We start from the raw sequence: 19,914 nt of genomic DNA, 5'->3' as shown, positions 1-19,914 counted from the left end.
AAAAAAATTTCACAAAGGTTGTATGAGTTTATGGTTTTAACTGATGATGAATTAAAATATATAAAAGAAGTACTTGGACGAGAACCTAATGAACTAGAATTAGGTATGATGGATGTAATGTTTTCAGAACATTGCTCATATAAAAGTAGCCGACCAATACTAAAAAACTTCCCAACAGATGGTCCTGATGTAATACTCGGACCTGGGGATGATGCTGGTATTGTAAGTTTAACTGATGAATATGCTCTTGCTATTGGAATGGAAAGCCACAACCACCCATCTGCTGTAGAACCATACGGTGGAGCAGGAACAGGTATTGGTGGAATTGTACGTGATATTATAAGTATGGGAGCAAGACCTGTTGTACTTCTTGATGCTCTTAGATTTGGACATATGTCAGATCAAAGATCAAAATACATATTTGACTATGTAGTAAAAGGAATTTCAGACTATGGTAACAGAATTGGTGTACCTACAGTTGGTGGAGAAATTGAATTTGATGATAACTTCCAATACAATCCACTTGTAAATGTAGTTTGTGCAGGACTTGTAAAAAAAGATGAAATTGTATATGGATCAGCACCTGTTGTTGGCGATGTATACCTTCTTATGGGAGGAACAACAGGACGTGATGGTATCCATGGTGTAACATTTGCATCAGAAGAATTAACATCAAAATCTGAAATTGAAGACAGACCAGCTGTTCAAGTTGCAGATCCTTTCACTAAAAAACGTGTAATGGAAGCAACATATGAAATTCTTGAAGAAATTGATGTACATGGAGTAAAAGATCTTGGAGGAGGAGGTCTTACATGTTGTCTTTCTGAAATGGCAGATAAAGGTGGAAATGGTTCACGTATTGACCTTAATAAAATCCCACTTCGTGAAGAAAACATGACAGCATATGAAATTATGCTTTCTGAATCACAAGAACGTATGGTATTTGCAATTTCAAAAGAAGATGTAGCAAAAGCTGAAGAAATCTGTGCAAAACATGATCTTTCACGCGCTGTTATTGGTACAATTATTGATGAACGTGAATTTGTAATTGTTGATGGAGATGAAGAAATCTGTCATGCACCAAATGTACTCTTTACAGATGCACCTATCATTGAACGTGAAGCAGTAGCACCACAAAAAGATGAAACACCTGTAGAAATTCCAGAATATGACATAAAAGATGCACTTGTTGAACTACTTTCAAGTGAAAATCTTACAAGTAAAAAATGGGTATACAGCCAGTATGACCATGAAGTTCAACTTAGAACTGTTGTAAAACCTGGTGATGACTCTGCTGTTGTTAAAGTAGATAATGATACATCATTTACAATTAACACAGACTGTAACAGTACACATGTATATCTTGATCCTTACATGGGAGCTGCAGGATCTGTACTTGAATCAATCAACAATGCTATAAGTATGGGTGCAAGACCTATTGCTCTTGTTGACTGTCTAAACTATGGTAACCCTGAAAAACCTGAAGTATTCTGGCAATTTAAACAATCAATTGCTGGTATGAGTGATGTTGCAAATAAATTTGTTACACCATTTATCAGTGGAAATGTAAGTTTCTACAATGAAACAGAAGGAGTTACAGTAAATCCATCACCTATTGTTGGTACAGTTGGTGTTATTGAAAATACAAACATTAAAACAATGCCATTTAAAGAAGATGGAGATCTAGTATTACTCCTTGGTAATACATATGATGAACTTGAAGGATCACAATATGCACGTGAAATCCATGATATTGTAGCAGGAAACCCTCCACAAATCAGACTTGATGAAAACTACAACGTATCAATGGCTGTAAAATCATTAATTGACAACTACACAGACGACATAACAGCAGTACATGACCTTTCAAAAGGTGGACTTAGTGTTGCTTTAGCTCTTATGAGTATAAAATCAGGCATGGGAGTAAATGTAGATATTAAAGATATGCCTATTGAAGGTGAAATGTCAGATATTGCAAAACTTTACTCAGAATCTGTAAGCAGATTTATTGTAACAATTAAAGCAGATGCAAAAGATACAATTACCAAAGCACTTGATGATGTAGATGTTGCATATGCAGTTATTGGTGAAGTTAAAGATGATGCTACAGTTAACATAAGCTGTGGTGATGATGAACTTATCAACATTAAAGTTGATGAACTTACAACAGCAAACACAACAACAATTGAAAAACAAATGATATAAACTTAGATGAATATAAGGTAATTTTATGAATGTATTATACTATTATTTGATTGGTTTCATTATAGTATGGATTGTTGCATTACTACTGAAAAACAAGCCATACATTGATATTGATGGAATTATGATAATGCTTAAAACAGATAAGCTACGTAATATTATTAATAAAATTGCTAATATTTCACCTAATTTCTGGAAGAGATTTCTTAACCTCTTAATGCCACTTGGTGTGATACTGATAGTTGTAATGGTTTGGAGTGTTATTTATTCACTTCAGATCATGTTTAATCAACCTACAGTATCATTAATTCTTCCAGGTGTTGATATTCCAGGTTCACCAATTTATATTCCATTTGCAACAGGACTTATTGCTCTTGCCACTGTATTAATTATACATGAAGGTGGTCATGGAGTTGTTGCAGCAGCAGAAAAGATTGACATTGACTCTGTTGGATTAATACTTCTTGGTATTATTCCTGGTGCATTTGTTGAACCTAATGAAAAACAGTTATCTGAGGCAAATAGTATCTCAAAGATACGAGTATTTTTTGCAGGTCCTATGGCAAATGTAATTCTTTGTATTATTGCACTTGTCATTTCTATGGGAATTGGTGGATTTATAGCATCAGAACATATCTATACAACAGATGGTATGGAAATATCAAGTGTTGTATCAGGCAGTCCTGCTGAAGGTGTTCTTGCAGACGGTATGGTTATTAAATCTATTAATAACAAGACAACATCTACAACACCAGAGTATATGAATGCCTTAAATGGTCTTCATATTGGTGATAGAATTAATATTGTTACAGATAAGGGCGAATATAATCTTACATTATCATCGAGTCCATCAAATTCATCAAAGGCATATATTGGTATAAGAACAAAAGGACATGAAATTGTTACACAACAAGCAAAAGCTAAATATGGTGAGGTAATTCCTGCAGTACTTCCAACACTTAGTGAAATATTTTCACTAATTTATATTCTTAACTTTGCTGTTGGTACATTTAACCTACTTCCAATGAAGCCTCTTGATGGTGGATTAATACTTGAGGAAGTTCTCAATATGAGAGTTACACCTCAAAGACGTAAGGAATTTAATGATACACTAAATAAGTATACAAGAATCTTTCCAATGGCTGTGCGTTGTTGGATAAGTCGACGTTTTAATAGCCTGCTTAATGTTCTTGCAAGATATAACTTATCTGAGGAGAGAGCTGGTACTATTATGCGTATGATTACAACATTTTTCATTGTAATTCTTATAATACTTATTGGTTATGGAACAATTCCAGGAATTCTTAAGATGCTTTAGAATTAATTATTCTAAAGTCTAATTTTTTATTTTTTTAAAAGATAAACTACTTTTATTATACTTAATTACTAATTTTATTATTTACAAATTAATTAAACATAGAATTATAGTTTTTTGTGATTATTAATGGAAAATAAATCTAAATACTTTAAAATGGTGGAAGAATTTCTCAAAAGAGAATTCATAAAACAAACCAGTGAAGATTTAAACTTAAAAGTAAAAATTAAAAAGATACTCTTTCTTAATATTGGACTGCTTCTTATGGCAGTTGCTATTGCTCTTTCCATACGTTGTAATATGGGAACATCACCAATGAGTGCATTTGCATATGTATTATCTTTAGTTACACCATTTAATGTGGGAACAATTCTCATATTTTTTAATTTATTTTTTGTCATATGTGAAGTTCTCATAGCAAAATCTGAATTTAAGAAAATTCAATACTTCCAAGTCATACTTTCATTTGTTTTTGGATATTTTACAAATTTCACAATGAAGTTAACTGAAAATATAATTCCAACAACACAACTTGATAAATGGATATTATGCATAGCATCATGTTTTATAATGGCACTAGGAATTGTATTTGAAGTAAAAGCAAAAACCTTACTTCTACCTGATGATGGAATTCTCATAGTTGTTAGTCAAAAACTAGAGAAAGGATTTGGTGAAATAAAAGTAGTCTTTGATGTTATATGTGTAATTTTAGCAGCTATAATATCATATATTCAGCTTGGATGTATTAATGCAATAGGAATAGGAACAGTAGTTAGTGCAGCATGTGTTGGATATATTGTTAAATTCTACAAAAAGATGCTACAAAAAGCAGTTGAAGCTTATAGTAGTGAAGAAGTTGAAAATATTAAAAATAAGTCAAAAACCACACTCAAAGATGCTAAAGATAAAATAACAAAACCATAAAATCCATTTCTTTTCTATCTTTTTTTAGTTTTTTTTATCATATAAATTTATATTTAAAAACATAGGAATATAACAATATATAATAAAACAATTTTAAGGAACTATTAAAATGACAAATAAAATGAATATTGTAGGTATTGGACCTGGTGCAAAAGAATATTTAACAGTTGCAGGTTTGGAAATTATTGAAAAATCTGATGTTATAGTTGGAAGTAAAAGATCACTTGAACTATTTGATTATCTTGATGCAGAAATGGTAGTTCTTGAACCTAGAGATATTCCAAAAACTATTAAAAAAGCTGTTTCATTCCTTGATGAAGGTCTTAAAGTAACAATTTTATCAACTGGAGATCCTGGATTTTCTGGTATGCTTAAGACAATGCAGAAAATTTCACCAAAAACAAAACTTGAAGTTACACCTGGTATTAGTTCAATCCAGCTTGCATCAGCAAAACTTCAAATTCCATGGGATGATGCAAATCTTATAACAATTCATGGTGGAAAAGCTCCAACAGAAGATCTTCTTGATAAACTTGAAGAAGGAAAAAACAATATCTTACTACCAAATAGACACATAAGTGAACTTGCAGAGTATCTTATTGATCATGGATATAATCCTGAACATCCAATTACAATATGTGAAAAACTAAGCTATCCTGATGAACAAATTGTTCAAGTTACACTTGGTGAAGCTAGAAATATGGAATTTGGATACATGTGTATTGTAGTAATTTAGAAATATTAAATTTAATTTAACCACCCAATTTATCTTTTTTTATAATACTGCCACTATTTTTTAATAATAACTTCTTTAAGATAGAAAATAGATAATATAATATATTAATTAAATACTATTTTAGTAAGGAATTATTTTTATTATTCATTTTAAATTAGAAATTAGATTACATATATAGGAGGAATTTTTTAATATGTTACAAATTGCAGTAACAGGAAAACCAAACGTAGGAAAATCATCATTTTTTAATTCAGCAACACTATCTGAGGCTGAAGTAGCAAATTATCCATTTACAACAATCGATGCAAATGCAGCAATAGCATATGTAACAGCACAGTGTCCATGTGGAGAACTTGATGTTACATGTAATCCAAGAACAGGAAAATGTGAAGATTCAACACGATATATACCAGTTGAATTAATAGATGTTGCAGGTCTTGTACCTGGAGCTCATGAAGGTAAAGGTCTTGGTAACCAGTTCCTTGATGATTTAAGTCAGGCAAGAGCATTAATTCATATTATTGATGCATCAGGATCAACAGATGAGGAAGGAAATCCATGTGATCCTGGAAGTCATGATCCACTAGATGATGTTAACTTCCTAAGAGATGAAGTTACAATGTGGCTTTATTCTATTCTTGAAAGAAATTGGTCAAGACTTATAAGAAAAGTAATGTCAGAACATCTTAACTTTGCAAAAGTTATAGCAGATCAACTTAGTGGTGCTGGTGTATTTCTTGATGATGTACTTGAAGCTGAACGTATCATGGATGATAACTATGATAAATGGGAAAAAGAGGATATTTTAAAATTCTTATCTAAACTTCTTGAATATGCAAAACCTATCATTATTGTTGCAAATAAAATTGACACACCACAGGCTGAAGAAAACATTGCAAGACTTAAAGAACACTATGAAGTTATACCAACAAGTGCTGAATCTGAACTTGCACTTATTAATGCCGCAAAAGCAGGTCTTATAAGCTATAAATCTGGTGATGATCATTTTGATGTTATTGATGATTCTAAATTATCAGAAAAACAAAAAGCAGCACTTGACTATATTGATGTAAATGTTCTTAAAAAATATGGATCTACAGGAGTTCAAAACGTTATTAACACAGCAGTATATGATGTTTTAAATCAAATTGTTGTATATCCTGTTGAAGATGAACATAAATACTCTGACCAGAAAGGTAATATCTTACCTGATGCACTTTTAATACCTAAAGGATCAAATCCTAGAGATCTTGCATACTGTATCCACACAGATATTGGTGAAGGTTTCACACATGCAATTGATGCAAGACGTAATATGAGAATTTCAAGTGAACATGAACTTGAACAATCAGATATTATTAGTATAATTTCAAATAAATAAACTAAGAAAAAATATTAAAAAATACTGGGTGGTTTTTATTTATGAAAATTGTAATTTATCCAGATGTCAAAACTGATCTTTCAAAGTATGAACAGTTAAATGCAGATGATGTAGTAGTATATGATGAAAAAGATGAATTTAATACAACAATCACTAAAACTAGTGATTTTGACATTATAGGTGGCTGTGATGTTATTATACTTACATTAAACTGTATCATAAATGGAAGATATGACATCACACCAATTGAAGAAGTTTGCCGTAAGTTATCTCAGTTTGTACTTGATGATAAAATTGTAGTATTTGACACACAGCTTCCACCACGAAGTGTACATAAGATGTCAAAAGTTCTTGATGATCTAGGACTTATTGAAGATATTAATCTTACATATACTGTAATGGTAAATGATGATACATGCTTAATTTCTGCTACAAATGAAACATCACTTGAAAAAGTTAAAGATCTCTACTGTGATATGGCAGAAAATATCGAAACTACAAATAATATTCAGACAGCAGAATGTGTACCTCTCCTTCAAAGTGCATATAAGGATGTTATGGTTGCATTTGCAAATCAAACAGCAATACTATCTGAAGCCATAACAATTGACTTAATTGAAGCTATAAAGTATGCAAATATGGATAATGATGTACATCTTCTTAATCCACAGCCAATTGCAAATCATGATATAGTTCGTGATTCAAAAGAAATTATTAATCTTGCAGATGAATATGGTGAAACTGCACAATTATCACAAACAACACGTGACATTAACAACTATGTAGCATATCATATTGCATATAGAGCAGAAAAAGAACTATATTTAAAGCTTCACCTTGCAATGTTTGAGACAACCGTTGCAATACTTGGTATTACATCAGATGATACCCTAATATCAGAAGATGATAATGTATCATTAACACTTATTGATGATTTTGTAAGTCGAGATGTAGAAGTATGGGTATGTGATGATAAAGTAGATGAAGATATTATTGAAAATCATGGAGCTAAGAAAATATCAATTGATGAAGCATATGAGGCAGATTGTATCATTATAATGACAGATGATGAATCATTCAGAAATATTGATGCAGATCGTATTGATAAGGTGATAATTTCAGCACTTCCAATACTTGATGGTGAAAAATTCAAGGATAAATACTACTCCAGTGTAGGACAATACAGACTAAAAAAAGGTGAAATGTTATGATGCATCCAAGACCAAGCCCAATAGCTGCAGCATTATATACACTACGTGATCTTCAAGTAGATGTAATTATTATGCATGGACCTGCTGGGTGTTGTTTTAGAACAGGAAGACTACTTGAAGATGAAAAAATACGTGTAATTACAACAGCAATGAATGAAAATGATTATATCTTTGGTGCTAGTGATAAACTAGTTGATACAATCCATGAAGTATATGATACATTTAAGCCTGAAAAGATAGGTATTGTTGGAACATGTGTAAGTATGATTATTGGAGAAAACATGAAACAATCTGTACAACAAGCAGGAGTTGACTGTGATATTATAATTGTAGAAACACATGCAGGATTTAGTGAAGGTGACAATACATCAGGTGCAATTGCAACACTAAAAGCTGCAAATGAAGCAGGAATAATACCAATTGAGGAAGTTGAAAGACAAACACTCATGCTTCAAAAGGCAACAGAACTTGAAAAAACACGTGGAATGGCAAAAGGTGAATACATCAAGCCTAACTATGGAGATAACAAAGTAAAAGTTGCAAATATAATACTTGATGCAATAAAACAAGATAAAAAAGTATCAATTGTACTTAATGCTAAAAAAGAGACAAGCTACCTATTTGCAGATATTATGACAATACCATGGCAAGACTATGATCTTAAAGCACCAGTATATATTGCAAATACAGATGAAGAAATTGGACTTGACTACATCCGTAACCATGCAAAGGTTGTAAATGATAATGTATCAAAACCTATAAATTACATTACAGGTGGTCTTGATGAATACCCAATAACAGGTACAAATGCAGAAGAAATTCTAGCAGATCTTGACTCTGATATAACAGTTATACTTGGTGTTCCTCATGCAGTGGATGTAAATAAAATTCCAGGCACAACAATTGCAGTAACAGATGGTCCACGTCTTGTAAAACCATTAAATGATATGGGATATGACTATGTAATTACAGAGCTTGATGCACATTCTAAAACTCTTGGATGTGAAAATATAGTAGAATCTGAATTTGCACAAACACTAAGAGGACTTCTCGAATAATATTTATAGTTTTATTAAAATATTTTCAAAAAAAAGCTAAAATATAAAATATAAAAAAATCATATATAAATATTATACTGAAATTTGTATAAAGGTGACATGATTGAATATAGTAATTATCGGAGCAGGAGCTTCCGGATTAACAGCAGCATCTAATATTAGAAAATATGATGAAGAATCTCAAATTATAGTGTTCACAACACAGAAAAATGTAGCATATTCCCCATGTGCAATTCCATACGTAATTGGGGGACATATCGACAGCTTTGATGACATAATTATGCATAAACCTGGAGAATATATGCAGAAAAACATAAGAGTTATTACAGAAACTGAAGTAACTGAAATTGACAAAGACATCAAAGAAGTAACATATAAATCCAAAAATGCTACAGTAGATGAAAAAGTTAAATATGACAAACTTATAATAGCAACAGGTGGAACACCATTAATGCCACCTATTCCTGGTAAAGATCTTGAAGGAGTATTTAAAGTAAGAACTGTTGAAGATGGTGAAGAAATACTTAAATATTCACAGGATGTAGAAAACGTTACACTTGTTGGTGGAGGAGCAATAGGTCTTGAACTTGGATCAGAACTTGCAAATAAAGGTATTAAAGTAACAATTGCTGAAATGATGCCACAATTATTCCCAAGATCATTTGATAAAGAAATGTCTGATAAATTCCAAGAACATCTTGAAGAAAAAAATGTTACAATACTAACATCTTCAGCTGTAGAATCAATTAATGGTGATGAAAAAGTTGAATCTGTAACAATTGATGGACAACAAAGACCAGCAGATATGGTAATACTTTCAACTGGAGTAAGAGCAGAAACAAAACTTGCAGAAAGTATCGGATGTAAACTTGGTAGATTTGCAATAGAAGTAGATGAACATATGGAAACATCAGTTAAAGATGTTTATGCAGCAGGAGACTGTGTTGAAGTTGTAAGTGCAATTACAGGTGAAAAAACACCATCACCACTTGGTACAACAGCTGTAAGACAGGGAATTATACTTGCAAAACACCTTACAGGTCACGACATAGAATTCAAACCAGTTCTTAACTCAACAGTATCACAAATTGGTAGAATGGAAATGGGAGCTGTAGGAATTACACAACAAGAAGCAGAAAACATGGATATTGATGTTGTAGTAAGTAACATTGAATCATTATCAAAAGCAAGATACTATCCTGGAAGCAAACCATTATACCTTAAATTAATTGCAAAACTTGATGGTACAATCATTGGATGTCAAATGTTTGGACAAGAAGCAGTAGCAGAAAGAGTAGATACAATGACAGCTATTATTTCACAAAAACTTAAATGTAGTGAAGTTGTATCAATGGAATTTTCATATGCACCACCTGTATCTCAGGTAATTGATCCTATAGCACAAGCTGCTGGTGAATGTCTTGAAAAAATAGAAGAAATTAACGATGCAAAAGTAGAAGATTGTCAAGAAGCAGAAAACTGTGATGTATGTGACAAAGCAGATGATTGTGAAATAAAACCTGCTGAAGAACCTGCAAAAGAAGAATGTCAAAAAGATGAAGAACCTGCAGAACCTAAAGAACCTACAGTAAGTTTCACACAACAATTAAGAGAAAATAACTTCATACAATAGGATATGAAAAGTATTTAACTCTAAATTTTTAACCTCCCTAACTTTTATTATTTTTTTTTTAAATTAAATTTATTAAAACAGTAAAATTTCTTATTTTTTATAAAATCAGTAGATTAAAAAAAATTATTATTATTATTTTGAAAAATTAGTTCTATTTCTAAAAAAAAAGGTGGTTAAGGGATTGAAATAAACTTATTGTTTATTTACTTTTGAGTATTCTGCACCTTGAAGGTCGTGGTATTTTACCATACCAATCATTTCTCTTTGATCTATACCTTTATCATCAAATGATACATTTTCTTGGTTGTATAGTGCAAATGGTGATTGTTTTGTGATTACTTTCATTGATCCTTTGTGTAATCTTACTTCTACGGTACCTGTTACTCTTCTTTGCATGTGGTCGTTTACTACATCAAGGTCTTCTCTTAATGGTTCGTTCCAGTGTCCATCATATACAAGTTCTGCATATTTTTGTGAAAGACTTTCTGCAAATTTAAGTTCTTCTCTACTGAATATTAGTTTTTCAAGAGCTGAGTGTGCTGTTATGAGAAGTATTGCACCTGGTGTTTCGTAGTTTTCTCTTGATTTAAGACCAATTATACGATCTTCGATCATGTCTATTCTACCAATACCATTTTCTCCTGCTATTTCATTTGCTTTTCTAATTAATGCTACAGGTTCAAGTTCTTCATCATTGATTGCTACAGGTTCACCATTTATGAATTCAATTTTTACAATTGTTGGTTCATCTGGTGCATCAAGTGTTGATTTTGTCCATGCATAGATGTCTTCTGGTGCTGCTGTTGCAGGATCTTCAAGAAGTCCTCCTTCTATTGATCTTCCCCAGATGTTTTCATCAATACTGTAGATTTTTTCTGATGGAAGTGGTATTCCATGTTCTTTTGCATATTCTTGTTCTTCTGTTCTTGTTAAGTTGTAGTCTCTTACTGGTGCTACTATTTTAAGATCTGATTCTGATCTGATTGTTGCTTCAAATCTGAATTGGTCGTTTCCTTTTCCTGTACATCCATGTGCAATTGTTGTTGCTCCTTCTTGTTCTGCAATTTCTACAATTTTTTTTGCAATTAATGGTCTTGCATATGCTGTACTTAATGGATATCCTTCATATAATGAGTTTGTTTTTATGCATCTGAATGCATATTCTTTTGCAAATTCATCTTTTGCATCGATTGTGAAGTGTTTTGATGATCCAATTTTATCTGCTGCTTCTGCAGGTCTTTTAATTTCATCTTCTGGTTGTCCTACATCTACACATGCAGTTATAACTTCCATATCATATTTTTCTTCTAATAGTTTTACACATACTGATGTATCGAGTCCACCACTAAATGCTAATACAACTTTTTCCATGTTATTTTTTCTCCTTAATAATTTTTTTTACATAATATATTCTTAGTTTTTAATTGAAAAATTTTTGATTAGTATTTTAAGAATAATATTGTGATTAATGTTATTTAAAAAAATATAAGTTTTATATTATAATTATATATCTTTTTATTTTCTTTTAAAATTTTTGATATAGATAGTTGTAATTTAAATAATTTTTAATTTATCTTTAAGTAAATATGTAAGGTAGCTACATATAATATATTAATTAAAATATATTTTTTTGGGATGTGAATTTTAGGATGTCTTCATTTAAACCTCATGCAATTGCTGGTATTGTTTTTGGATTGCCTTTTGTTTTTAAAATGCAGCCTATTTCACTTGCAGTTTTTTACTTATTTTTTGCATTAATTGGTGCATCTATTCCTGATTTAGATCATAGTAGTCGTAAAAATAAGATTTATTTGATGTTTATTGTTGGTATTTTACTTTCAGTTCTTCTTTTTTTATATGAGGGTAATACTATATCTTGTTTGATTATTGTGATGCTTGCCTTGATTTTCTATATCTCAAAACATAGGGGCTTTACACATACTTTTGTTGGTATTTTCATAATATCATTGCTTTTTACATTGTTTATTATGGGTTTTCTTCCAACTGTTCTTCGTATGTGTATTGATTTTAATGTTGAATTCTCAGGTAATGTTTTTATTTTCATTATTCTTGGAGCAATTGGATATTTCACTATTAATAGACGTTATTTCAGATTGTATTTACTTGCACTTGCTGCATATTTAGTCATTTTCCCTATGGATTTCACTGTTATTAACTGGTATATGGTGTTTGCTATGATGTTTGTTGGTTCTTTAAGTCATCTTGTTCTTGACTTAAATACCAAAATGGGTCTTGCAATCTTTAAACCATTTTCTAATACTGTTTTCCATAAAAGTATGGCTTCTATTTTAATTTTAGTGTGGCTAGCATTTGCCTTTTTCCAAATGGGCGTATTTAGTATAATATAATAAAATTAACAATAGTTAATCTTTTTAATATAATTCATAACAATTAAATATGGTGTTTTTTATAAATAAATATATACTATATACTTAATTTGGATATTTTCTTTTTTTAAGTATGGAGTTTTTATAGCTAATTGATTTAAATTTTATAATAAAAACGGAGTTTAATTTATGTTTTTAACTAGAATAATCTATGGAATACAATTTTTCATAGTATTAGTAGTCGAAATAATAAAAGCAGTAATTGACACAGCTGCTTGCAGTCTCAAGGGAGATGTTGATCCTGTAGTTGTTAAGATTAAACCTGATCTTAAAAGACCAGTATCCTTAGCAATCTTATGTAATACTATCACATTAACACCTGGTACTATTACAGTAGACATGGATCAAGAAGAAGGTGTATTAACAGTATCAGCTATTACACCACGTGCAACTGAGGACATCATACCTCTTGAGCCATATATAAAAAAAATGTTAGAATAAACTTAGGGTGATGAGATGGATTTTTTAACACTATCTGAATTGTTCCTAATGGTATGTCTAGTAATTTACATGATTGCTAGTATCAAAATTGCAGCAAGAAAAACTGGTGGATCAGCACTCGCTGGTGTAGCAGGATTTACAATTTCACTTGCAGTATTTTTAACACTTGTAACAAGTGTAACAGGTATAGCATTCTGTAAAGACATAGCATTCGCAATAATAATATTAAGTCCTGTTGGAACAATCGCTGCAGCCTACGCACTTGCTGGAGGGGATTTATAATGGCAGCTGATTTTAGTTTAGTAATGGGTGATCCTATAGGAGTTATCGTTGGTATTATCCTTATTATCTGCGGAATAATCGCATTAATCGCAGCAAAAGGATTATTAGTAGAAACTGATGATGATTTAAAATACACAGTATTTGCAAGATTAGAAATACTCGGTATATTAGATGTATTAAGCGTACTTATCTTAGTGCTTATCGGACAAGCAGCTTTAGGTATTGTATACTTTATATTAGCTCCATTTGCAACACATGCAATAGCAAAAGGACACTTCCGTGGAGAACAGGGGGAGCAATAAAATGGCAGATTTAAATTTAATGATACAAGGAGCAATTCCTTGGATTTTATACATAATCACAATTTTAGGTGCTATTGTTTGTTTAATGCAAAAAGACCCACTTAGAATGGCAGTATTAACCAGTGTAAGCGGATTCGCAGTAGCAGCAATCTTCCAAGTATTACTTGCAGCAGATGTAGCTTTAACTCAAGCAGTAGTTGGAGCAGCAATTGTACCTACATTAGTAGCTATTGCAGTATTAAAAACAAGAGAAGAACCTGTATCAAAAGAGGAAGGTGAATTATAATGGCATTTAGTTCAATACAACTAGGAGCTTTAATTACCGGTGCTCTTTTAATGATTATTGGTACAGTAGCTTTAGTTTACTTAGATAATGTTCTTAAAAAAATTATTGGAGCAGCATTTATTGGTGATGGAGTAAACCTATTATTAGTTTCATTAGGTTACAAAGCTAACGGAATTAGTTACATATTCTTACAGAATATGACAGTTGACAATTTCCTCGGAAATGCAGCATACCCACTACCATTTGCACTTGTACTTACAAGTATCGTAATTGGAGCAAGTACACTAGCTGTAATGTTAGCTCTTACAATAGTATTATACAAAAGACATGGAACACTCGATGCATCCGCTCTTTTAAATGATAAAAAACTAGGAGAGGATAAAGAATGATTAATACTATTACAATAAACGGGGGTAGTTTATAATGGATGGAACTATATTTATACCACTACTCGTTATTATACCAATCATTTGTGCAATCCTTGTAAACTTAATACATGGAAGTCAAAAATCAAGTAAACTTATAGCATACATTGGAGCAATTTGTCTTGCTTTAGTACCTTTAGTGGCAACATACGGATACCACTACTTCGGTGGACACCTACCACTATTATTATCAAACATAACACTACCTGCAGCAGCAAGTAGCATAATTTCTGGTTCAGTATTACAAATTTTCCACCCAGCAATTACATACATATTTGGTCCTGGACAACAAGTAGTACTTTTCATACTCGGAATTGTAGCTATGTGTGCAGTAGTTGTATCAATCGCAGAAACAAGAAAAACATCAGGAGTATACTTATACTTACTATTCATGCTCACAGCAGCATTAATGGCATTCATCTTAACAGATGATATATTCAACTTATACGTATTCTTCGAAATCGCAGCACTTGTACAAGTAGGTTTAATACTTGTATCAAGAGTAAAAGGAAATTATGAAACTGGTTTAAAATACATGTTACTCGGAGAAGTAGGTGGATCCTTCATGCTTTTAGGTATCGCACTTATACTCGGATTAACTGGTAACGTAAACATAACAGATATTGTAACAATGATACACTCAGGTGCAGTTAACCCAACAAACCCTGTATTATTATTCGCAGCTGGTATGTTATTCTATGGATGGTTATATGCAACAGGATTACCTCCATTTAACGCAATTAAATCAGAAATTTACAGTAAAGGTTTATCAAGTGGATCAATGGTATTACAAGCATTCTCTGTAATTGGATGTATATCAATTGGTCTTGTAATTATGAGAATATTTGGATACTTACCAACAATGAAAATGGCTATTCTTGCAGTATCAGTTATTGCAATGATCTTAGGTATTTGTATGGCTATGACACAAGATGATTTCAAACGTGTTATTGCATACTTAGCTGTTGGTGAATTAGGTTACATTGGAGTAGGTATCGGACTCGGTACAGCTTACAGTATGACCGCAGGATTATTCCAAGCAACAAACGAATTAGTAGTAACATCAATGTTATTTGCAGCATTTGGACTTGTATTATACAAAACCAAAACAAGCAAAATCAGCAATCTTGGTGGATTAATTGAAGATATGCCAGCAGCAGCATTATTAACAGTGCTTGCAGGATTTATCATGGCAGGAATTCCTCCATTCAGCGTATTCCAAAGTAAATACATGCTTTGTCAAGCAGCAATGGCACAAGGAATCCCAGAACTTGCAATAATCATGATTATTTTAAGTATTGTAACATTCTTAGCATTCTTAAAAATCACATACATGGTATTCTTAAGACCTAAACCAGCTGAATTAAAAGTATCAAAATCTAAAATACCAAAAGTTACAATGGCAGTTTTAGTATTATTCCTTGTAATCAGCTTAGTAGTAGGTTTATTCCCAGGATTAGTAGTAGACAAATTAGGACTTATGGCTCTAGCTACCCTAATCTTATAATATAGGTGATAATATGAATATGTACGAAAAACTTGTAGAAACCTTAAAAAGTACATTTGGGTTAGATCCTGCTGAAGAAACTTTAATTCCAGGAGTACAAACTTCATCAATCGTAGCTGCAGAATTATTATTAATGGCATCAATTCTTATTGCTGTATCAACAGTAAGACTTGTAAGCCCAGCATTAATGATTGTACTAGAAGTTGCATTAATGATTGCATACGTATATGTATCACCAATTATGCCTAAATTGTACAAAGAACACAATGATAGCTTAAACAACATGATGTTTTATGCTATTATCGCATTAGCAATTGTAGCAATAGTATTCAATATGGGGGTTAGTTTAATATGAATTCCTCAGTAAGAAAAGTAGCAATGGCAGTAGCATTACTTGCATTCTCCATGATTTTCTTAAACTCAGTATTCCAATTCAGTTATTTAATTTACCCTGGAATAAACTACATATACCAAGCAGTTGGAGTATCAATTGCACCAAACCTTGTAACTAACATCGTATTCGATTTCAGAGGATTCGATACACTTGGTGAAGCATTAATTCTTGTAAGTGCAGTAGTAACAACAATGCTTGTATTCGGAAGAGGAAAAGTAAACCTTGGAGGCGACGACGATGAGTGATCTTCTTAAATTAGTAGCATATCCAACATCATTCATAATGATGGCTTACGGAGTTATGACCATCCTCGGTGGACACATTACACCGGGTGGAGGTTTCCAGGGAGGAGCTATGATGGCTTCCGGAGCAATCTTATGTATATTAACATACGGATTAAAAGACAATCCATTTAACCTTTCACACTCCAGAATGTCTTTAGTAGAAAGCTGTGGAGCATTACTTTATGTAGTATTAGGTTTATGTGGATTATTCACTGGAGGATCATTCCTCTACAACTTAGGAACAAACCTATACGGACTTGTACCAGCATCATTACAAGGTATTTTTAACTTCCCTGATGCATTAAATGCAGGAATTATTCCATACCTTAACATTGTAGTTGGTTTAAAAGTATTTATAGGATTAACAACTTTAGTAATTCTCTTCTATGGTGTAACCAAATTTAAAGAAGATTACGTAGATGATGAGGAAATAGAGTAGGAGGAATCAGAATATGGTAGTAGAACAATTTTTACCATCAGTAGCTCCTAACTTATTTGGAGCAGTATATATTGGACCTACAGTATGTGCATTCATAATGGGTCTAGTATTTGGTGCAATGATGCATAAAACACCAACAAAAGGTATTCACCTCACAACTTCATCATGGATCGCAATTATAATATCAGCTATTATAGTAGCATACTGGTTAGGTACATTCCCATACTACGGTGGATTACCACTCGGACCAGGATTTGTAATGGCAGTAATTGGTGCAATAATAGGAAGAGCTATACTAGGAACTAAATATGAGGCTTAAGTGGGGTAATAAAATATGTTTTTAACAACAAATAATTGTGACGGCTCAGGAAATTGTGTAGATGCTTGCCCTACTGATGCAATTAAAGTAGTAAATGGTAAAGCTGTAAGTTGTATTACATGTGGTAAATGTCAAAGAGTTTGTCCAAACAAAGCAATCTTTAAAAATAAATTGGGCGGTTATGTAGTAGATAGGACAAAATGTAACACATGTGGAATGTGTCAAAAAGTTTGTCCAGTAGATGTTATCACAATAAAAGACGGAAAATTAATGGGATTATGTTCTAACTGTGGTGTTTGTGTAGAACCATGTAAGAATAATGCAAGAATGTCAAAACCAGCAAGACCAGTTAAAATGGAAAATGAACTTGTTAACAGAGTTAACATAGGAACAAACCATGATGACTGTATTGAATGTGGTAGATGTGCATATGTATGTCCTACAAATTCAATTAAATTCTCATACATAGAACCAGGTGTTTGTACAAAATGTGATATCTGTGTAGATGTATGTCCAAGAAATGCAATTGGACCAATTGAAGAAGGTGGAGAATACGAAATTGACATGAAAAAATGTGCAATTTGTTACAAATGTTTAATTGAATGTCCAAATGATGCTATTGAAGCAAGTCATTTAGAACTTAAAATAAACCACCCAGAATACGACGTTGAAAATGATACAAAAATGATTGCATGTATTGAATGTAAATTATGTGCAGATGCATGTCCAATCGATGCACTTGATGTAGTAAACAAAAGAATTAGATACGATGTTGACCGTTGTACCTGTCTTGAAGATGGAGACCTTGAAACAACACCATGTGTAAGTGCATGTCCACAAGGTGTACTTCAATTTGTTCCAGAATCAAAAATTACACTTGAAGGTATCTGTGTTGAATGTAGTATCTGTGTAAAAGAATGTAAATACAACGCTCGTAAATTCGGAAGAACAACATGGGAAGGAGACATTAAAGCTAACTGTATAAAATGTGGTCTTTGTATGGAAGTATGTCCAAAAGATGCACTTACACTTGAAAATGGCCAAATTAAAGTTAACTTTGATAAATGTGTACTTTGTGAAAAATGTGCAATGTACTGTCCTGTACAAGCAATACCAAAAACAACACCTCTCAGATACAAAATTGCAGATGGTTACTCAATGATCAAAAACAACCTCTGTATTGGCTGTGAATTATGTGTTGATGCATGTGTATTTAAAGCAATCACCAAAGATGAAGATGGAAACTTAACCATCAACGATGACAGATGTATTTACTGTGGTGCTTGTAAAACAGCATGTCCAGCTAGAGCAATTAAAATACAAAGAGATTTCGAGGCAACAATATGAGTTTAGGAAAAGTTTTTATTGAAGGAATCTATGTTAACCTCAAAAGAATTATCTTTGGAAGTGAATGTAGAACAGATTTACAACTACGTGAAGATGCACTTAGCGGTAATGTTCAACCATCACCAAAAGTTGCAAAAATAGAATGTATAGGTTGTGGAGGATGTGCAAATGTATGTCCTACAAAAGCTATAGTAATGAAACCAGTTGAACCTGTAGAAATTGCTGAAGGTATCGTAAAAACAGCTGTACCTGAAATTGATGAAATTGAATGTGTACACTGTTACCAATGTCACGACTTCTGTCCAATATACGGATTATTTGGTGTAGCAGCAACAATTCATCCAAACGATGTTGGAAACAAATGTGACAAAGATGTAAACAGTATGCTTTTAGATCCAGCTGACGTATCTGATAAAAATATGCAAGTTATTGCACAGTATTTGACTGATGATTCTATTATTCAGAAAAATAGAGAAATGAAAGAAAAAGCTCAACAAGAAGCTGAAGAAACAGAAGCTGCAAGTGAAGCTTCTGCAAATGAATAGATTAGAGGGATAAAATGGGAATTAAATCACAATCTCGTAAAAAGTCAATACATATCATGCTAGTATATACTGGTGGATGTAACGGTTGCGATATAGAAATAGTAAACACAGTTTTATCTCCTAAATTCGATATTGAACAGTACAATGTTTATTTAACATGGAACCCAAGAGAAGCTGATGTTTTAGTTGTATCAGGTCCTGTAACATACTGGACAAAAGAACCACTACTTAAAATTTATGATGCAATACCAAATCCTAAATTAGTAGTAGCAGTAGGAGCATGTGCTTTAACTGGTGGAGTTTACAAAAACATCCATGGTGAAATTCCATCTGAAGAAATTGAAGGACCAGTAGATAACGTTATTCCAGTAGATGCTAAAGTACCAGGATGTGCTGTAAGACCAGAAGACGTTGTAGCAGGAGTAGTATCAGTAATACCTATACTACTACAGAAAGAGGATAAATAAATAAGAGG

Annotated in this window: 23 protein-coding genes; 22 read left to right on the top strand and 1 reads right to left on the bottom strand. The window is 32.2% G+C overall.

Translation table 11 applies throughout. The features are described 5' to 3' along the window. Window positions 1–18 precede the first annotated feature (18 nt). The 8 genes from purL (at window position 19) to MRZ80_RS02095 (ending at window position 10,460) form a co-directional block, all read left to right on the top strand. Window positions 19–2,205: a phosphoribosylformylglycinamidine synthase subunit PurL gene (gene purL, locus MRZ80_RS02130; RefSeq protein ID WP_292535739.1), complete on the top strand. Its 2,187-nt coding sequence runs from the start codon at window positions 19–21 to the stop codon at window positions 2,203–2,205. Between the two features lie 25 nt (window positions 2,206–2,230). Then, on the top strand, window positions 2,231–3,520 hold the full coding sequence (locus MRZ80_RS02125) for a site-2 protease family protein (protein WP_292535737.1): 1,290 nt from the start codon (window positions 2,231–2,233) through the stop codon (window positions 3,518–3,520). Between the two features lie 126 nt (window positions 3,521–3,646). Beyond that, window positions 3,647–4,441, top strand: a complete 795-nt coding sequence (locus tag MRZ80_RS02120; protein ID WP_292535735.1) for a DUF6198 family protein — start codon at window positions 3,647–3,649, stop codon at window positions 4,439–4,441. Window positions 4,442–4,550: 109 nt separating this feature from the next. After that, window positions 4,551–5,177 carry a cobalt-precorrin-7 (C(5))-methyltransferase gene (locus tag MRZ80_RS02115; RefSeq protein ID WP_292535733.1) on the top strand — a complete coding sequence of 209 codons (627 nt, stop codon included), beginning with the start codon at window positions 4,551–4,553 and terminating at the stop codon, window positions 5,175–5,177. Window positions 5,178–5,370: 193 nt separating this feature from the next. After that, window positions 5,371–6,558 (top strand): redox-regulated ATPase YchF, encoded by a 1,188-nt coding sequence (locus tag MRZ80_RS02110; protein ID WP_292535732.1) that lies wholly within the window; start codon window positions 5,371–5,373, stop codon window positions 6,556–6,558. Between the two features lie 41 nt (window positions 6,559–6,599). Next, a complete protein-coding gene (locus MRZ80_RS02105; protein ID WP_292535730.1) occupies window positions 6,600–7,769 on the top strand; it encodes a hypothetical protein in 1,170 nt (389 codons plus the stop codon). After that, a complete protein-coding gene (cfbD, locus tag MRZ80_RS02100; RefSeq protein ID WP_292535839.1) occupies window positions 7,769–8,827 on the top strand; it encodes a Ni-sirohydrochlorin a,c-diamide reductive cyclase catalytic subunit in 1,059 nt (352 codons plus the stop codon). The genes MRZ80_RS02105 and cfbD overlap by 1 nt, the downstream gene beginning before the upstream one ends. A 103-nt stretch (window positions 8,828–8,930) precedes the next feature. Beyond that, complete coding sequence (locus tag MRZ80_RS02095) at window positions 8,931–10,460, top strand: FAD-dependent oxidoreductase (RefSeq protein WP_292535728.1); 1,530 nt, start codon at window positions 8,931–8,933, stop codon at window positions 10,458–10,460. A gap of 192 nt (window positions 10,461–10,652) precedes the next feature. On the opposite strand, the gene MRZ80_RS02090 is transcribed toward MRZ80_RS02095, so the two are convergent. Then, window positions 10,653–11,831, bottom strand: coding sequence for an argininosuccinate synthase (locus MRZ80_RS02090; RefSeq protein ID WP_292535726.1), 1,179 nt, complete (start codon window positions 11,829–11,831; stop codon window positions 10,653–10,655). 278 nt (window positions 11,832–12,109) lie between these two features. Here MRZ80_RS02090 and MRZ80_RS02085 point away from each other — a divergent pair, with 278 nt between their 5' ends. The 14 genes from MRZ80_RS02085 to MRZ80_RS02020 all read left to right on the top strand — a co-directional run bounded on the left by MRZ80_RS02085 (window position 12,110) and on the right by MRZ80_RS02020 (window position 19,906). Further along, complete coding sequence (locus MRZ80_RS02085; RefSeq protein ID WP_292535724.1) at window positions 12,110–12,829, top strand: metal-dependent hydrolase; 720 nt, start codon at window positions 12,110–12,112, stop codon at window positions 12,827–12,829. A gap of 168 nt (window positions 12,830–12,997) precedes the next feature. Continuing rightward, complete coding sequence (locus MRZ80_RS02080; protein WP_292535722.1) at window positions 12,998–13,309, top strand: Na+/H+ antiporter subunit E; 312 nt, start codon at window positions 12,998–13,000, stop codon at window positions 13,307–13,309. Window positions 13,310–13,324: 15 nt separating this feature from the next. Further along, entirely contained in the window at window positions 13,325–13,591 is a 267-nt protein-coding gene (locus tag MRZ80_RS02075) for a hypothetical protein (RefSeq protein ID WP_292535721.1), read from the top strand. Further along, window positions 13,591–13,893, top strand: coding sequence for a cation:proton antiporter (locus tag MRZ80_RS02070; protein WP_292535719.1), 303 nt, complete (start codon window positions 13,591–13,593; stop codon window positions 13,891–13,893). Before MRZ80_RS02075 ends, MRZ80_RS02070 begins: the two co-directional genes overlap by 1 nt. A 1-nt stretch (window position 13,894) precedes the next feature. Further along, window positions 13,895–14,179, top strand: coding sequence for a DUF4040 domain-containing protein (locus MRZ80_RS02065; RefSeq protein WP_292535717.1), 285 nt, complete (start codon window positions 13,895–13,897; stop codon window positions 14,177–14,179). Further along, complete coding sequence (locus tag MRZ80_RS02060; RefSeq protein ID WP_292535715.1) at window positions 14,179–14,568, top strand: cation:proton antiporter subunit C; 390 nt, start codon at window positions 14,179–14,181, stop codon at window positions 14,566–14,568. Before MRZ80_RS02065 ends, MRZ80_RS02060 begins: the two co-directional genes overlap by 1 nt. Before the next feature lie 34 nt (window positions 14,569–14,602). Beyond that, window positions 14,603–16,111 carry an energy conserving hydrogenase EhbF gene (ehbF, locus tag MRZ80_RS02055; protein ID WP_292535713.1) on the top strand — a complete coding sequence of 503 codons (1,509 nt, stop codon included), beginning with the start codon at window positions 14,603–14,605 and terminating at the stop codon, window positions 16,109–16,111. A 13-nt stretch (window positions 16,112–16,124) separates the two neighbouring features. Then, window positions 16,125–16,466, top strand: coding sequence for an energy-converting hydrogenase B subunit G, EhbG (locus tag MRZ80_RS02050; protein ID WP_292535711.1), 342 nt, complete (start codon window positions 16,125–16,127; stop codon window positions 16,464–16,466). Next, complete coding sequence (locus MRZ80_RS02045) at window positions 16,463–16,750, top strand: EhbH (RefSeq protein ID WP_292535709.1); 288 nt, start codon at window positions 16,463–16,465, stop codon at window positions 16,748–16,750. Before MRZ80_RS02050 ends, MRZ80_RS02045 begins: the two co-directional genes overlap by 4 nt. After that, complete coding sequence (locus MRZ80_RS02040) at window positions 16,743–17,228, top strand: MnhB domain-containing protein (protein WP_292535707.1); 486 nt, start codon at window positions 16,743–16,745, stop codon at window positions 17,226–17,228. Before MRZ80_RS02045 ends, MRZ80_RS02040 begins: the two co-directional genes overlap by 8 nt. Window positions 17,229–17,241: 13 nt before the next feature. Then, complete coding sequence (locus tag MRZ80_RS02035) at window positions 17,242–17,547, top strand: energy-converting hydrogenase B subunit J (RefSeq protein WP_292535705.1); 306 nt, start codon at window positions 17,242–17,244, stop codon at window positions 17,545–17,547. A 15-nt stretch (window positions 17,548–17,562) separates the two neighbouring features. After that, a complete protein-coding gene (locus MRZ80_RS02030) occupies window positions 17,563–18,894 on the top strand; it encodes a 4Fe-4S binding protein (protein WP_292535703.1) in 1,332 nt (443 codons plus the stop codon). Then, entirely contained in the window at window positions 18,891–19,439 is a 549-nt protein-coding gene (locus tag MRZ80_RS02025; protein WP_292535701.1) for a 4Fe-4S dicluster domain-containing protein, read from the top strand. Before MRZ80_RS02030 ends, MRZ80_RS02025 begins: the two co-directional genes overlap by 4 nt. A 14-nt stretch (window positions 19,440–19,453) precedes the next feature. Next, window positions 19,454–19,906, top strand: a complete 453-nt coding sequence (locus MRZ80_RS02020; RefSeq protein WP_292535699.1) for an NADH-quinone oxidoreductase subunit B family protein — start codon at window positions 19,454–19,456, stop codon at window positions 19,904–19,906. Window positions 19,907–19,914 lie beyond the last annotated feature (8 nt).

Source organism: Methanosphaera sp., assembly GCF_022768985.1.
GTDB lineage: Archaea > Methanobacteriota > Methanobacteria > Methanobacteriales > Methanobacteriaceae > Methanosphaera.
The sequence above is the reverse complement of the archived record's forward strand: the minus strand, read 5'-3'. Positions and strand labels throughout refer to the sequence as shown.